Source organism: Geomicrobium sp. JSM 1781026, assembly GCF_041949955.1.
GTDB lineage: Bacteria > Bacillota > Bacilli > Bacillales > Marinococcaceae > Geomicrobium_A.
The window spans coordinates 31,812-46,742 of record NZ_JBHFQF010000008.1; the positions used below are offsets into that span (position 1 = coordinate 31,812).

Sequence of the window (14,931 nt, forward strand, 5' to 3'; positions counted from 1 at the left end):
TAGCATAAGAAAGGTTGTTTCATAAAGCAATGGATATTTTCAGAATTGGATTATTGTTTTAATTCGATAACTTCGGATGGTTGCTTGTTATTCACATTGTTTTGATTTGCTTCGACACTGCAACTGGCCGCCATTGCAATTAGCAAAGAAAATGCAATGAACCATTTATTCTTTCTCATCCGTCAGAGCTCCTTTGTTCTTCCTAGTGGGTCTGTCGCTCTCTGCGGGTAAGGGTTACACTTTTTTCCAATAAATAATGAAAACAACGTGTCAAATAAAAAAAGCGTGCAAGGAGTTAAGATCATCCTTACACGCTTTTTATTAATCAACCAGATACCGACTGAACGTACTAGCTGGCACGTTATTTCTTATCTTCGGATTCATCCTCGTCGGTTTCTTCATTTTCTTCTTTTGCTTCTTCGTCTGCTTCATTTAATTCTTCTTCTGTATCGTCGACCATCTCTTCGGGCATTCCTTGCTCAAACTCTTCACGTTTTTCTTTGAGCTCTTCTTTTGACTCCTCAAGGAATGTCGGTTCATATTCTTTATGCTTACTCTCAAGCCTTAGAATGTCGTACTCGCCACTCAATGCTTTGAGTAAGGACACCGCCATCAGCAAGACGACAAATGTGAACGGGAAGGCGGCAATTAACATCGCCATCTCTAATGCTTGCAATCCACCTGACAGAAGCAATGCAGCCGCTGTAGCAGAAAGGATCACACCCCAGATTACTTTAACTTTAACTTGAGGATTTAGTCGACCACCGGTCGTTAACATCCCTAAAACAAAAGTCGCTGCATCTGCCGATGTAATAAAGAATGAGGAAACAAGCAAAATCGCGACACCCATAATGACAGGGCTCCACGGATATTGCTCTAAGAAAGCAAAGAGGGCAACTTCATTCCCTTGATCGCTAATGATGTCGTACAATCCACCACCGAGTGCATTGTCCATCTCAATAGCTGCAACGCCAAAGATGGAGAACCATACGGCACTAAACAACACAGGCACGGCGGTTACACCGATAACAAACTCGCGAATCGTCCGCCCTCTAGAAACGCGGGCGATAAATGTACCTACAAACGGAGACCAACCGATCCACCAAGCCCAATAGAACAAGGTCCAGTCATTTAAAAACTCACGATCCCCTTCAAAAGCATTCATTCCAAGCGTCATGCTAGGTATATTCTGAATGTAACTTCCTAGCGTCGTTGTGAAGGATTCCATCATCTGAATAGATGAGCCTAAGATGAATACTAATAGCATTAAGGCAATCGCAACTACGATGTTCATCCAACTTAAGTAACGAATACCTTTATCAACACCGGTCGTTGCTGAAACGATAAAGATGACAGTCACAACGAGAATAACGATCATCGTCGTCGTCGTTGTATTATTAATGCCGTCAAATGTGTAACTTAGACCGGCGGTAATTTGCGATGCACCTAGACCTAATGAAGTCGCAATACCAAAGATCGTCGCAAACACTGCAAGTATATCAATACTATGTCCAAGGCCACCTTGAGCGCGCTGACCAATAAGTGGTGTAAATGCCGAACTAATGAGTGCAGGTGCTTGATGACGGAACTTGAAATACGCAAGAGTCAAGGCAACAATGGCGTATGTAGCCCATGGATGGAAACCCCAATGAAAAAGTGTGTACCTTGTTGATTCTTCCACAGCAGCCATCGACGCCGGATCGACTGAAGGCGGATTATGGAAGTGGGTAAGTGGTTCTGAAATTCCGAAGAATACAAGTCCTACACCCATCCCTGCTGTAAAGAGAAATGCAAACCACGTAAAATAACTGTATTCCGGCTTTTCATCCGGCTTTCCTAATCGAATTCTCCCGTAAGGGCCGAATACGAGAAACAACGCAAGGAGCACAAATAACGTCGTCCCGATAATGTATACCCAACCAAAATTACTTGCTAAAAATCCATCAATAAATCCTAATACTGCCTCTACATTGTCAGGAAGGAAAACTCCCCAAAGAATAAAAACGCCAGCAATCGCTAGAGAGACCCAAAAGACAATACTTAATTTGCTATTTTTCACAATAAACCTCCTCTAGATCGTCTTTGGAATATTATTAACCAATTTGGATTGAAAAAAGACGGTAAATTATGTACAACCCAAACGAGTATGTCGTTCATATCCTCTCCTTTTTACGTGAAAGTATGAAACAACAGTTATAGGTGTTTCCCTTTTTTCAACCGACTTTAAACCTATATTCGACAAATCTTTCCATATGTCAATGAGCACAAGCGACATTTTCTCACATGTTTGTGAAGTTGTAAACATGCGAATCTTGCTGTAAACACTTACATCCTTGCCCTGTATATTCATTTATTTTTTCATAGACCCCGAAGTCATTACTTCATCTATTGAATACGCTTTTCCGTTGTTCGTTACTTTTTACGTTTAGGTTCGACATGCACATTTGTATGATCAATTTCATGTTCATTTTTTAAGTTGTTTTCAATCTGAGTAGCGATTTCATGACTATCTTCTACACTCAGGTGGGGTTCGACCTCAATAACGACGTCAGCGTGGATCGAGCTACCTAGCTTTCGTGCCCGAATCATCTTCAATCCATGTACATGTTCTAATTCTTCAATCGTCGCACGGTACGGCGTTAAATCTTCTTCGTGAAACCCATCTGACAGTGAGTGGGCCGCATCACGAAAAATGTGCCAAGCTGTATAACAAATCACAAGACCGATGATGAGTGCAGCTAATGAATCGACCCATCCTAAATGAAAATACGCCGCAATAATCCCAATAAATGCCCCAACGCTAACAAATGCATCCACGCGATTGTCTTTTGATACAGCAAGTAGCCCTTGGCTATTAATCTTCTTGGCGAGACGTTTGTTATACCACGATACGGCAAACATTATCGCTGCCGCTCCGATCGCTACCCAGGCTGCAATGAGGTTCGGTGATTCAGTCCTCGTCTCTCCAAATAATGATGTTCCTGCCCCCCATAAGACTTGGAAGCCAACAACCATAATGATAAACGCTGCAAGTAGTGCTGCAATGCTCTCAGCGCGAAAATGCCCGTAAGGATGGTCCTGGTCTGGAGGCTTTTGCGAAATCCGAAGCCCAATGAGGACAGCAATTGAAACGACGATATCTGCCGCATTGTTATAGCCATCTGCTATTAACGCTTGAGAGAAAAACATGTAGCCAATTGTGAGTTTCACTCCAGCTAGACCAAGGTACGTAGCAATGCTTAACCAAGCACCTTTCTCCCCTTCTCGCAATCGTTCATATCGTCCCATTAGTCATCCTCCTCCAACAGACTATGTATATGCATCGTAGCAATCGCTATATGAGTGGGTCTACAGCAACGTTCTTCGCTACCCGCAGACAAGTTGATGCACATATATATTGTTGCAAGTGGGCAAAAAACTATGCACCGTTTTTGTACTCTTACATCATCATAGCTTCCATTCCGTGTTTTTATTTGAAATAATCTAAATTATATATTCTTACGGTGCATAAGGAGGGGTTACAATGTATCATCTCATTATGATCATAAACGTCATCATTACTTGCATCGTTTCACTATTATTTAGTTCTTGGTTCGCTGCAGGATTTATTTCTGAGAGCAACAGTCCGGAAACCTTTGTCGCACCGGAATTTTTCTTCATCATGGCTGTATGGGCAATTGGTTTGGGCTTGTACGTTGTTAGAGCTATCGTAAAGAGTAATTCTCCGGCGTTAAAGCTTAGCTTAACCATCACGTCTTTACTGCTTATGTGGGGCGCACTGCCGATTGGAGCGGAGTTGGTCACAACGATTCTTTTACCTTTACGCTGAATTCGATGCATCATTTTTTACGCAATATACGGTAGGTGTCGAGCGTAGTTTGTCGCATTTGTTGTAAGCCAACAGAATTTTGACATCAACATACGATAAACTAGAGATATTCATCACGAGCCTAATGGTAAACGAGCGGTTAACGCTAAAAGCTCAACGTCACCGACGATCGATGTTCATCGTTCACCGTAGATGTAGCAAAGAATGGCTTCTATGACTGGTCGTAGTGTCCAAATTTTATAAATTCCGTTCAGTTTCACCATTGAGGACCTCTAGTCCGAAAACGTCGCCTATTCAGTACCGTTGATTGGAATGAACGGCGGTGACGCTTGCGAAAGAAGCTCCAAGGCTAGACCCCGCAGCTCGTAAGAAGTTCACTGAAAAAAGGAAATGGAAAAATGTATAACAGTGTTTTGTTTGCTAAAAATAGAAAATCCCACGTAGACCCTGTCTATGATGGAATTTACTTCAATGAGGAACAATTTTTATCAGAAATCCCCACATAGAAAGGCGATATTCCCACATAGACGGTTCTATGATGGGATAATTTGCGATTGCAACGCTCCATGAATATAGAATGAACTAAACAATTTCCTAAATGTACAATTGTTGCTTTCTACTGCAGGTGAATGCACTCCAAAGCATAAGGGGACATCGGCGCTGTGTCTACTTTGGATGGAGGCTCGATATTGGTAATTTCTAGGAGATCGGTGATCTAGACCACGCCCAAAATGGTCTAGATCACGGTTAAAAGGTCGATTTCCACAAATACTTGACGATCTTTATAGAATGAACTTAAGATTTTCTTCACTTGCACTGTTGGGTTGGAGGGTTGGAGGGGTAGCGCGGTGCCATTCTGCGCGCTAGTTTCCCCCATCTACGCGCAAGTTTGCGCTTTTCACCGATTTTAGCGCCGATATCATCAAACTTGCGCGCAGTTTGTTCTAACTTGCGCGCAGATTCCAAGCTAAGTGCCAACGACACGTCGGCCCCGCCGGGGGCCGAAACGCAACCGCACTAGGTTCGGCGCGAACCGCGCCGACGTCTTGTGGGTACTTCGGTTCGGGGATGTGCACATGACTTTGTGAACTGTTCCCTAGTTTATGAGAATACACCGCTTTTCCTGCGAATTTCTTCAACTTGAGAACAGCTCGGTCCCAACTTGAGCACAGTTTCCACTTTACCAAGCTACCCATTGATTCTAAAAGAAATTCTTTAGTTCAACCTATCTAGTTGAAATCCCCACACGAGCCGGACCCGCTGGTTCGCGTTAACGAGTAACTTAGGGAGTGAAACGCTTTTGTTCAGTGACCTTGCCGTAAGACCGAGGAGTTTAGGCTGGTCTTCCTGTAGTTGAAATCAAAAACTCAATAGCCCACATCAGGAAATTCTCTAGAGTCCATCCTAGATCGTATCTGTAATTAAATTTGTCTAACGCCTACGAAACATATCATCCCTTGCAAACTCCAGATTAGAATAAACACTAAAAAAGGCCGCCCACGTATCGGACCGCCTCACCTATTTCCATTTTTCATATTGACGTTCCATTGATTCGGCGAAGATTCTCATCTTCTGCAGTGACGGAACGGGTACCATTCGGTTGTACTTTTTAATCTTTTCGTTTACTTCACCGAGCCGTTGCTCCTTTTGCGACTCTGTGAGCACTTTCTGCTCGTCAATGACTGCTTTAATATCGTCGCGAATCTCATGCTGAAACTCGAGCCAAGGCGGGACATAGTTGGCATTTTTCAAGATCCCGTTTAACGTATCGCCCTTTAAATACTCGTCTGACAATGGTTTTCCGTGCCCTTTTAGCTTGTGGAAATCTTCTTGCTCTTTTGCTTGGCGAATTGAAGATTCGACTTTTCGATCCCACTTATCCGACATCTGTACACCCCACTTTTAAACTAGTGCTTCATAAAGTAAACGTGCAGCCATGACTAGAACCGTAGCAAATAAAATCCACTTAATCCATTTCGTTTGTGAACTCATAATAATCTGGCTTCCAATCCACGCGCCCGTTGCATTTCCTAATGCCAGTACGAGGCCGAGCCACCAGTTCACTTCTCCATTTAAGCCAAAAACGAGCAGTGACACGAATATGTACGCACCCGTTACTAACACTTTAACACTGTTCGCATGAATAAACGACAATTGAAAAATAAACATCGCTGTAAGTACGATATAAAACCCTGCACCAACTTGAATGAATCCACCATAAAACCCAATCGCTAAAAATAACAAGGCGCCTAACGCTTTACGGTTTAGCGAGAGGTTCATTTCTTTTCCCGACCGTTTTGTCGGGTCCCAAACGATAAAAAATATCGTGACGACCATCGTGATCGCTAAGATGATTTGAAACAATCCATCGCTAATATTTACCGCTGCCATCGATCCAAGAATGGATCCAACGATTGCAGGCAACACCACGAGAGAACTCACTTTCGTTTCAAGCTTCCCGCGCTTTTTAAAGGCTAACACCGATGTGATGCTTTGCACGACGATGGCTACACGATTTGTTCCGTTCGCTTCCGATGATGGTAATCCTAAAAAAATCAACATTGGCAACGTTAGGAGTGACCCACCAGCAGAAACCGTATTAATCACCCCGGCTACAATGCCGACAATAAATATAATGAGATACGACCACAATTGTAAATCCACATACATCCCTCATATCTTCGCTGTTCGTTTACTATATCACACAAATCTCAAGCTCAGAATTGGGATTTTGTCCGCACAACGTATATAATACACGAAAGAACTGTTTAGACTGGAGGCAATACTGTGAAACCAATCAATGCTAAAGACGTTCAGCGTCTCATTGAAGAATACGCTGAAAAAGATCTTTACTTGCACTTGGAAACGACGAACGGCGCGTATGCTTCGCACTTTGATCAATCATTTTTCTCCGCTAGTGCATACATTCGCAATGCCAACGTTCAGTACAAGCAAGGAAAAATACGCGGCGATGGTCCTTACCGCGTCGGTTTAGAACTGCCAATTGGCTGGATCTACGGCGAGGGGCTCACCCACTACGAAGTTAATGAAAACGGACAATTCATTCTTGCCGGCCTCAATCAAGACGGAAAAATTGCGGTCACACTTGAATTGTCTGAGCAACCGTTTCAATATGACTAAGGAGGAATTGAACATGCACGATGAAACACATGTCCTTGTCATTTTTCCACATCCGGACGACGAAGCTTTCGGGGTGTCCGGGACGATGGCAGGACAAGTTGCCACAGGAACACCGCTCACTTACGCTTGCCTTACTCTCGGTGAGATGGGGAGGAACGTTGGGAATCCGCCAATCGCAAACCGTGAATCACTTCGCGAGATTCGCGAGCGGGAGTTACTTGCAGCGGGAAAAGCGATGGGACTCACCGACCTACGAATGATGGGTTTTCGTGATAAAACATTGGAGTTTCTTGAAGATGGCGTATTGGAAAGGGTTGTAACGGACCTTGTACAAGAATTAAACCCTTCCGTCGTCATCTCATTTTATCCCGAACACGGTGTGCACCCTGACCATGATGCAACAGCGGAAGCTGTTAAAAATGCTCTAGCTGCAATGCCAAAAGAAACACGCCCACGGTTTTGGGGCGTGGCGATCACAAAGGACAACCCAGATGTGGTTTACTCGATCAAACCGTATATCGAACAAAAAATTCAAACGTTAAAAGCTCATTACTCGCAGTTCGGCGCGACATTTCCTGAGCATGAGCGGTTATATCGCGAAGGAAATAAAGAGGCCGTGGAACGTCTTGAGAATGAACGATTTCACACGTATACGTTTGATGATGAATAAATTCTAAAAGCGAGAAGCTGTCATTATTTTGACGGTTTCTCGCTTTTTTGTCGAATTCTACTTTCTATGAAAACCTTCTCCCCGATAGACATTTCGCGTTTTGCGACCGTGCAATGCTAGAAACCGTCGATTTGTGTAAAAACTTATTTAGAGGGGATGTTCAGTTCTTGGAGAAATGTGTAATAACAAGAGAGGGAAGGTGAGAGGATTGCTGAAATGGGTACCGTTAAAAGAACAAAATTCGTACGAACGTAAACTTCTGAAGACGATGAAACGACTAAAAATTAAAGATTTCCAATTTAACTGGGACCGAATTGGCTGTTCGATTGATTTCCGGTATCAGCAAAATTCCTATCGAATGGAACATTCTGTGCAGAAAGCACGACGCAAAGGCATCATTTTAAGCAATGGCCTTGACTGTCTAGCTGAACTCACCCAATCGCTGACGATGCTAGCAGAAATTATTGAACGAGGAAACTATGATCTCGAGACTTGGATTAGGGGAATGCAAGTCGTTACTGAAGAGGAATCTTCTGATTACGATGAAGAGTTCCATGTTCGGTATCGACCGTTAGACCAAGATACTCTTGCTCCATTTAATGCTAGTACGAATCTAACCAACTTTGAACGAAACCAAGCGGTTCGTGATGCCGCTCGCCACTAACAACACAATCATTTATGGCTGTTCAACAAAGCGTTGAACAGCCAAACGTTTACACCTCACGTTTGAACTCCTCCACAAATGGAAAAACCATTTCTAGGAGGTTTTTTAATGAGAGCGATTACTGTGACTGGCGCCATTCTTATGATTACTGGATGGTTTGCCCTCGTTGAATTTGATACATTTTCGGAAGAACAACGCAAAGAAATTCTTCAAAAAATTAAAACAAGCCCGTCCCTCATTTTACTCATCGGTCTAATGCCTCTCGGTATACTCATCAACATTGGAGGAGCATTTCTCGGTTCAATATTTTTGACGGTCAGTGGCGCTACGCTAATTTTCATCCAAGGGATGATCGTCTCCACTCTCATCCTTAGACGGAAACGTTGGAAAGGAATTCTACTTCTTTCTGTCATTTCATTGCTTGGGATCTTTATTTATATTCCATTATTCATCCATTGATTTGTCCCTTTTCTGTGCGTATACTTGTTGCGTACATCAAGAGGTGGGATTAAATGGAGTTTAATGTGAAGTTTCTATCATTTTATGTGATTGAAGTTGAGGGTAGTGGCGATGACGCGAGCCGTTACTATAAACATTACCAAACCTTAGACCAAGACCAGTTTGACGAAAGTGAACTGAAGGACTTTCTCGACGGTGAGTTAAAGAAAATTGTCAAACGAAAAGCAGAGCACCATCCGAAGTCTGATCAAGTACCAACGAAAATTGGGCGGTTTCTAACAGAGGCCGACTATCCTCTTGATTCGAACCCGAATTACGCGTTGTTTCAAAAGACGATCCGTGCAGAAACGAGCGACGTTTTCACCGAACATAGCAACGCCTTCGCAAAACTATACACGGAGACTGCTGCGGTTCGTGGCGGTGTATTTCTCGTCGCTTCCGCTGTGCCTAAAAAGTATTTTTCCGACGAGTTCGTTTTCATCTTAAAATGTGATTTCGAACCAAAAGTGGCGTCCATTAGCGATGAATCGACGCTTTTGCGAAAGATCGAGTACGCCATCACTACGAAAAATATGAAGTCGATTCAATATCCGTTCATGATTGAAGAAGGAATGGTTCAACCTGCGGAGCTGAAGATTCACCAAGCCTCTCATGCTCGTTACTTCCAAGACTTCCTCGCATTTGTTGAGTACGGAGACAGCGTCCCCGTCATGATGAGAGAACAGGTGAAGGAAATGATGACCGAGCACATTTCAGAGAGCTTTACAGAAGAAAGCGAAGAGAAAGTGAACTGGGAGCGCTCCCTCGATGAGTGGGAAACGAGCGATAAGCGTGAAATCAATGAGCACCTTGAAACCCATCAAGTCGTCGAAGCATCCGCGCAAATCGTTGAACAAACCCCTGAAGCCCGGATTCAGGTAAAGCTCGGTGAAACTGAAGTTAAAGGCTTGCTTGCCGACTTTGGCGAAAGCTTACACATCGCAAAACTAAACGGACGATATGTACTCATCGCCGAAGCCGATGAGCTTACATTCGAAAAAGGCGCTACACCCGTCGAGTTTTACAAACCTGAAGACATCTATTCCTTAATTAAAAAGATGAATGACCGCTCTGCCGACTAAGTCTATAAAGAATAAACGTAACATTTTCCTAATTACTCAGTTTGTTGTTGCTTTCCACTGCAGGCGGATGGTTGCAGTCCGGAGTACAAGGGCAACATCGGAGGTCAAAAGGCGACCACCGTGTTTTCTAGGCAGTCCAGACTATAAGCGCAACATCGGTGGCTAAAAGACAGCCACCGTGTTTTCTTTACACTCCAAAGCACAAGTGCAACATCGGTGGCCAAAAAACAGCCACCGTGTTTTCTATGTACTCCAGACTATAAGTGTAACATGGTGCAGCCTGTGTCTACTTTGGATGGACACTAAGTATTGGTATTTTCTAGGAGATCGGCGATCTAGATCATGCCCAAAATGGTCTAGATCACGGTAAAAAGGTCGATTTTACCAAATACTTGACGATCTATATGGAATGAACTTAGCATTTTCTTGATTTGCACTGTTGGGTGGGGGGTAGCTCGGTGCTATTTTGCGCAGTTTGTTCCAACTGGAGCGCAGATTCCAGTCTGAAGTGCCAACGACACGTCGGCCCCAGCGGGGCCGAAGCCAAATCGAACTCGGTTCGGCGCGGCTCGCGCCGACAGGATGCTCGGTACTTTGGGGCGGGGATGTACACGTGACCCGGTAATCTATTCCCAAGTTTGCTCATTCTACTCCCTATTTTATGAGAATAAACTGCTTTTCCTGCTATTTTTACCAACTTGAGAACAGTTCTGCCTCAATTCGAGAACAGTTCCACTTTCAGAAGCTTACTATGGGTTCTTGAAGAAATTCTTTCGTTTAACTTAACTAGCTCGCCGTTCTCCTAAAAATCCACAAACGGTGTACAACCAAGCGTTTATGTGAGTAAAAACCACCTCAACCTATGTAGAGAACAGAACCAAGCCCAAATTCCTCCATATACTTGAATGTCGGGGTTTGCCTCTATCATGGCCCGCTCAAATCGATGCGGAAACAAACGTGACGGTTCATGTAATTTAAATGATTTGCCAGTGTAAAGTTCAATCCAACAGAGAACATTTGTTATTCTCTGGAGAAGAAGCCTTTTTGGCGCTCTCTAACGGACTGCCCGTTTTCTGCCAAGCACTAGAAACCCTTCTTTACCTAACATAACCGGGCAGACCCCACCGTACTTGCACCCAGTTACTCGACTACCGAAAGTCTAAGACGTTCGGTGAAATCTCCTACTTCAACGACATTAAATCCGTGTTTTTTGTATAAAGGAATGGCTTCGCTTCCTTTGAACACGTGCAGTGTGAGGTTTCGCCCATTCTTTCTCTGCTCACGGATAATTCGCTTTAATACGTCTGTTCCGTACCCATAACCTTGGAACTTTGGGTACAGATAAAAGTGCTTGAGCTCATCTTCCCCACCTTCACCTGGTTGTACTGAAACACAACCAATTTCATCATTTTCAATCATCAGTATCGATGTGTATTGCGGCTGAAAAGCTTTGGCGAAATAATACTTCGTTCGATCTACATCAATTTCGTGTCGCTTGAAATCTTCAGCCATCACTGTCGTCCGCAGTGCTAATAGCTTATCAAAATCATCTGCCGTCGCCTGCACATATGTAATCATGAAACCCCTCCTCATCCCTTTTATCTATTTCCCCTACAACCTCGGTCATACACATTATTCATGGTTTAGTTTTTATCCAGATAAATCTGTAGTTTGTCCTCTACACAATCAATAACCGAACATTTATAATAGTCAGTGAGTCACCTTCGCACGACTTACTTACCTCAAGCTGTTACTTCTTCAAACCCTCAACTTTGCGATCCTTTATCCCCAACCTTTTGCCCTTTATGCACACCTGTCCTTGGAATACGAAAAAGACGAGGTGATTATTTGGGATTAGATATGTATTTAGTCGTTGAAAAGAGAAATGATTTTGATGGTGTATACCATGAAGAGATTGCTTATTGGCGCAAAGCCAATCACATTCATCGCTGGTTTGTTGAGAACGTTCAAAATGAACAAGATGACTGCAAGATGTACCCTGTCAGCCGAGAACAACTTGAACACTTACTTCACGTATGCTCGGAGACGTTAAATGACCCCTCCACTTCCCATTACACGTTGCCCGCCCTAGCTGGTCCTTTTTTTGGAGAGACTTCCTATGACGAATGGTATTACCAAGATGTTTCGTATACGGCACAAGTGTGCAAAACCATCTTAGCTTTGTTTAACTTTAAAAGCGATGCTCGGCTACTTTATTACAGTTGGTGGTGAGGCTTGTCCCTCACATGCATAGCAGCAGTAATGAATTCCACAACCTCTTTAGTCATTGGATAGAACAGGATACTTTCACTCTCATTGGCAATCATGTCCCACGTTTTGCCAAGGAATTGCTCATCCTCACCATACATCTCGTACGTGCCCTCTAGCCAACGGTCAAGCAATTGCTGAGCTACGTTAGAAGTCGGCAATTCGTGAAGATTAGAACGAATGTCTTGAATAAGCGCGAGCCATTGCTCTTCCGACTGTTGATCATAACTTATAGAAAGCATTCTTTCTTTTTCCTCATTATTAAGGTATTGGTTCAATGTATCGTCCGCAGGCATCACCCCTTCTTGATAAAGATTCATCACTTGAAAAATGACAGCCCAGTTTACGTCATGTTCAACTTTCACTGAGTAGAGCACACTGCGAATCGCTGTTTCAATTTGGGTTAGCCGTTCTTTTTGTTGTTGCACCATTCGCATTTGCCTGGATAATTCAGCTTCCCACGTGGTTGTTCGTTCATTCATGAACGTCTGTATCGTCTCGAGCGACAGCCCTAAAAATTTCAGCGAGAGTATTTTCTCTAGTCTGAACACTTCTTCATCACTATATAAACGATGCCCTCCCTCTGTTTTGTTATGAGGAGATAGTAAGCCAATCTGGTCGTAATAATCTAACGTACGGATGGTGACTCCCGTTTTTTTGGACAGTGTGCCGATCGTGTACATTGAATTCACCCCTGTTTTAACCTTTACTCATTCCCTATCATTGTACAAAACGTGTCAAATTGAATTGATCAGCTCTTTTGTTTGACTATTTTTTCTCGAAATGTGAATGTTGTTAGCGAGTTGGAAATGCTATGATAACAATAAACACATTCGGGGGAGTGCATGATGGACCAGTGGTATAAAATTGATAATGCCGGGAAAGTCTTTCATGCTGTATCTGAACGTGCGAATTCATCTGTGTTTCGCATTGCGATGATCATGAACGAACACGTACAACCGGACAAGCTGCAAACCTCATTGGATCATGTAATGAAGCGATTTCCGATGTTCGCAGTGAAATTAGGTCGTGGCGTGTTTTGGGATTTTCTCGTTGAGAACGACAAGAAATTATTCGTTAAAGAAGAATCGACATTTCCGTGCTCACCTGTCGACCCGATTGAGACGAACGGGTATTTATTTCGCGTGCTCTATTACAAAAAGCGAATCTCTGTAGAGTTCTTTCATTCGGTAACGGACGGTACAGGAGCACTTGAGTTTCTAAAAGCACTCGTCTTTGACTACTTGAATCAAACGGGTGAACAACCGAACAATGACGGTACAGTCATTGATGTATCGGGTACACCTAGCGAGTATGAGCTTGATGATAGTTATCAGAACTACAAGTCTAGCGATTCATCGAAACGAACGAAGGAAGAAAACGCCTACCAAATAAAAGGAAAACCGATTGAAGAGACCGTAGTGATTCACGGGGTGATGAGTGCACTTGAACTACGAAAAGCAGCGAAAACAATAAATGGTACAATCACTACCTACCTTACTTCGGTCTTAATTATGAGTATTTATCGTGAAAAGCTCCGATTTCGAAACCGTAGTGAACCAATAAAAATTGCCATCCCCGTGAATTTACGGTCGATTTTCCCTTCCAAGTCATTGCGTAATTTTTTTGCGGTCGTGAATGTTGGAATGGAAGTGACCGAAGAAACATCACTGGAAATGATTCATACAGAAGTTGTAGAACAATTAAAGAAAAAAACAGAGCAAGAGAAGTTGCAGCAAGGTTTGAACCACCATGTGAAATTGCAAAACATGCTCACCGCACGGTTCGTGCCAGCGATATTGAAATATCAAGCCATTCGCTACGGCTACAAAAGTTACGGGGAGCGAACGAAAACGCTCACGCTCACGAACATCGGCAACATTTCTTTGCCAAAAGACGTGAGCACAGCGATTGAACAGATGGAAATGGTGATGTATCCAACGAGAAAAAGCCCCATAAACGGGGGAATATGCTCAATTAACGACCGCTTTGTTATTTCTTTCGCTCGGTCGATTGAGGAAAGCGATGTGATCCGTGCTTTCTTCACGCAACTTGTGGAAATATCAGGGATCGATGTCGAAGTTTACTCAAATGACGGAGGATGATTTCCTTGCAGCATTGCGAACACTGTCAAGTGCAAACTCAACAGCAAGTCTGCCCACTATGCAGCCGGAAATTGACTGAAGAAGAACAACTCGCCGATCATTATCCGGTCTACCATAATCGCTCAAAACAACGATACATGAAACAGAAAGTCACACTATTTATCGCTCTTTTAATCATTAGCGGCTCTCTGTTAATTAACCTGCTCACAACACCGGACGTGCTCTGGGTATTTTATATTGTTGGACCTGTGCTGTACGTACTTCTTCTCGTCAATCACACGATACTCTCCCGTGCACACGCAGGTTCAAAAATTATATTTCAAGTGCTCGCACTATCGGCGATGCTCATTGTACTCGATACTGCTGCAGGTGCGACCCGTTGGTCGATCCACTACGTCATCCCTTTTCTCGTCATCAGTGCAACATTAATCGTTACGATTATCATTCTAAACAAACCGATGAAGTGGCGAGAATACTTAGGGTACATGATGACGATGATCGTTCTTGGCTTTATGCCTGTTTTATTGTTCTTAAGCTCTCTGTCGCTCGTCTTATGGCCGAGCGCAATCACTGCACTTTATGCGCTGCTTACCCTTATTGGCATGGCACTATTCGCAAATCGTACGATGCGTAATGAATTCGTCCGACGGTTTCATATTTAAGGAGTGCTTTTA

At 43.3% G+C, this 14,931-nt stretch carries 16 protein-coding genes; 9 read left to right on the top strand and 7 right to left on the bottom strand.

Annotation, left to right across the window (positions count from 1 at the left end; genetic code table 11):
* Window positions 1–50 precede the first annotated feature (50 nt).
* The 3 genes from ACE1TF_RS14580 to ACE1TF_RS14590 all read right to left on the bottom strand — a co-directional run bounded on the left by ACE1TF_RS14580 (window position 51) and on the right by ACE1TF_RS14590 (window position 3,288).
* Window positions 51–179 carry a hypothetical protein gene (locus tag ACE1TF_RS14580; RefSeq protein ID WP_255357839.1) on the bottom strand — a complete coding sequence of 43 codons (129 nt, stop codon included), beginning with the start codon at window positions 177–179 and terminating at the stop codon, window positions 51–53.
* Between the two features lie 182 nt (window positions 180–361).
* Window positions 362–2,062, bottom strand: coding sequence for a BCCT family transporter (locus ACE1TF_RS14585; RefSeq protein WP_375018102.1), 1,701 nt, complete (start codon window positions 2,060–2,062; stop codon window positions 362–364).
* A 350-nt stretch (window positions 2,063–2,412) separates the two neighbouring features.
* Complete coding sequence (locus tag ACE1TF_RS14590; RefSeq protein ID WP_375017796.1) at window positions 2,413–3,288, bottom strand: cation diffusion facilitator family transporter; 876 nt, start codon at window positions 3,286–3,288, stop codon at window positions 2,413–2,415.
* A 235-nt stretch (window positions 3,289–3,523) separates the two neighbouring features.
* Here ACE1TF_RS14590 and ACE1TF_RS14595 point away from each other — a divergent pair, with 235 nt between their 5' ends.
* Window positions 3,524–3,829, top strand: a complete 306-nt coding sequence (locus ACE1TF_RS14595) for a hypothetical protein (RefSeq protein WP_042398154.1) — start codon at window positions 3,524–3,526, stop codon at window positions 3,827–3,829.
* Between the two features lie 1,518 nt (window positions 3,830–5,347).
* Here the strand turns inward: ACE1TF_RS14595 and ACE1TF_RS14600 are convergent.
* Together ACE1TF_RS14600 and ACE1TF_RS14605 are read right to left on the bottom strand one after the other, a co-directional pair.
* Window positions 5,348–5,716 carry a DnaJ family domain-containing protein gene (locus ACE1TF_RS14600; RefSeq protein WP_042398153.1) on the bottom strand — a complete coding sequence of 123 codons (369 nt, stop codon included), beginning with the start codon at window positions 5,714–5,716 and terminating at the stop codon, window positions 5,348–5,350.
* Between the two features lie 15 nt (window positions 5,717–5,731).
* Entirely contained in the window at window positions 5,732–6,493 is a 762-nt protein-coding gene (locus ACE1TF_RS14605) for a sulfite exporter TauE/SafE family protein (RefSeq protein ID WP_375017799.1), read from the bottom strand.
* Window positions 6,494–6,616: 123 nt separating this feature from the next.
* Here ACE1TF_RS14605 and ACE1TF_RS14610 point away from each other — a divergent pair, with 123 nt between their 5' ends.
* From ACE1TF_RS14610 to ACE1TF_RS14630, 5 genes are all read left to right on the top strand, one after another.
* Window positions 6,617–6,970: a YojF family protein gene (locus ACE1TF_RS14610; protein ID WP_375017801.1), complete on the top strand. Its 354-nt coding sequence runs from the start codon at window positions 6,617–6,619 to the stop codon at window positions 6,968–6,970.
* Window positions 6,971–6,983: 13 nt separating this feature from the next.
* Window positions 6,984–7,640, top strand: a complete 657-nt coding sequence (bshB2, locus tag ACE1TF_RS14615; RefSeq protein ID WP_375017803.1) for a bacillithiol biosynthesis deacetylase BshB2 — start codon at window positions 6,984–6,986, stop codon at window positions 7,638–7,640.
* Window positions 7,641–7,848: 208 nt separating this feature from the next.
* Entirely contained in the window at window positions 7,849–8,304 is a 456-nt protein-coding gene (locus tag ACE1TF_RS14620) for a hypothetical protein (RefSeq protein WP_375017805.1), read from the top strand.
* 108 nt (window positions 8,305–8,412) lie between these two features.
* On the top strand, window positions 8,413–8,763 hold the full coding sequence (locus ACE1TF_RS14625; RefSeq protein WP_375017807.1) for a hypothetical protein: 351 nt from the start codon (window positions 8,413–8,415) through the stop codon (window positions 8,761–8,763).
* 53 nt (window positions 8,764–8,816) lie between these two features.
* Window positions 8,817–9,884 (top strand): DUF3900 domain-containing protein, encoded by a 1,068-nt coding sequence (locus ACE1TF_RS14630; protein ID WP_375017809.1) that lies wholly within the window; start codon window positions 8,817–8,819, stop codon window positions 9,882–9,884.
* Between the two features lie 1,140 nt (window positions 9,885–11,024).
* Here ACE1TF_RS14630 and ACE1TF_RS14635 read toward each other — a convergent pair.
* A complete protein-coding gene (locus tag ACE1TF_RS14635; RefSeq protein ID WP_042403848.1) occupies window positions 11,025–11,462 on the bottom strand; it encodes a GNAT family N-acetyltransferase in 438 nt (145 codons plus the stop codon).
* Window positions 11,463–11,732: 270 nt separating this feature from the next.
* Here ACE1TF_RS14635 and ACE1TF_RS14640 point away from each other — a divergent pair, with 270 nt between their 5' ends.
* Window positions 11,733–12,116 carry a hypothetical protein gene (locus ACE1TF_RS14640; RefSeq protein ID WP_042403845.1) on the top strand — a complete coding sequence of 128 codons (384 nt, stop codon included), beginning with the start codon at window positions 11,733–11,735 and terminating at the stop codon, window positions 12,114–12,116.
* Here ACE1TF_RS14640 and ACE1TF_RS14645 read toward each other — a convergent pair.
* Window positions 12,101–12,835, bottom strand: a complete 735-nt coding sequence (locus ACE1TF_RS14645) for a MerR family transcriptional regulator (protein ID WP_375017811.1) — start codon at window positions 12,833–12,835, stop codon at window positions 12,101–12,103. The two genes, ACE1TF_RS14640 and ACE1TF_RS14645, sit on opposite strands and share 16 nt — an antisense overlap.
* A gap of 165 nt (window positions 12,836–13,000) precedes the next feature.
* Here ACE1TF_RS14645 and ACE1TF_RS14650 point away from each other — a divergent pair, with 165 nt between their 5' ends.
* Both ACE1TF_RS14650 and ACE1TF_RS14655 read left to right on the top strand, forming a co-directional pair.
* A complete protein-coding gene (locus ACE1TF_RS14650) occupies window positions 13,001–14,257 on the top strand; it encodes a transferase family protein (RefSeq protein WP_042403844.1) in 1,257 nt (418 codons plus the stop codon).
* A gap of 71 nt (window positions 14,258–14,328) precedes the next feature.
* Complete coding sequence (locus tag ACE1TF_RS14655) at window positions 14,329–14,919, top strand: DUF6320 domain-containing protein (protein ID WP_375017813.1); 591 nt, start codon at window positions 14,329–14,331, stop codon at window positions 14,917–14,919.
* Window positions 14,920–14,931: the final 12 nt, after the last annotated feature.

Excerpts from the sequence above, each read along its gene's own strand:
- ACE1TF_RS14580 (WP_255357839.1), bottom strand. The coding sequence starts at position 179 with ATGAGAAAGAATAAATGGTTCATTGCATTTTCTTTGCTAATTGCAATG.
- ACE1TF_RS14590 (WP_375017796.1), bottom strand. The coding sequence starts at position 3,288 with ATGGGACGATATGAACGATTGCGAGAAGGGGAGAAAGGTGCTTGGTTA.
- ACE1TF_RS14595 (WP_042398154.1), top strand. The coding sequence starts at position 3,524 with ATGTATCATCTCATTATGATCATAAACGTCATCATTACTTGCATCGTT.
- ACE1TF_RS14600 (WP_042398153.1), bottom strand. The coding sequence starts at position 5,716 with ATGTCGGATAAGTGGGATCGAAAAGTCGAATCTTCAATTCGCCAAGCA.
- bshB2 (WP_375017803.1), top strand. The coding sequence starts at position 6,984 with ATGCACGATGAAACACATGTCCTTGTCATTTTTCCACATCCGGACGAC.
- ACE1TF_RS14625 (WP_375017807.1), top strand. The coding sequence starts at position 8,413 with ATGAGAGCGATTACTGTGACTGGCGCCATTCTTATGATTACTGGATGG.
- ACE1TF_RS14630 (WP_375017809.1), top strand. The coding sequence starts at position 8,817 with ATGGAGTTTAATGTGAAGTTTCTATCATTTTATGTGATTGAAGTTGAG.
- ACE1TF_RS14635 (WP_042403848.1), bottom strand. The coding sequence starts at position 11,462 with ATGATTACATATGTGCAGGCGACGGCAGATGATTTTGATAAGCTATTA.
- ACE1TF_RS14645 (WP_375017811.1), bottom strand. The coding sequence starts at position 12,835 with ATGTACACGATCGGCACACTGTCCAAAAAAACGGGAGTCACCATCCGT.
- ACE1TF_RS14650 (WP_042403844.1), top strand. The coding sequence starts at position 13,001 with ATGGACCAGTGGTATAAAATTGATAATGCCGGGAAAGTCTTTCATGCT.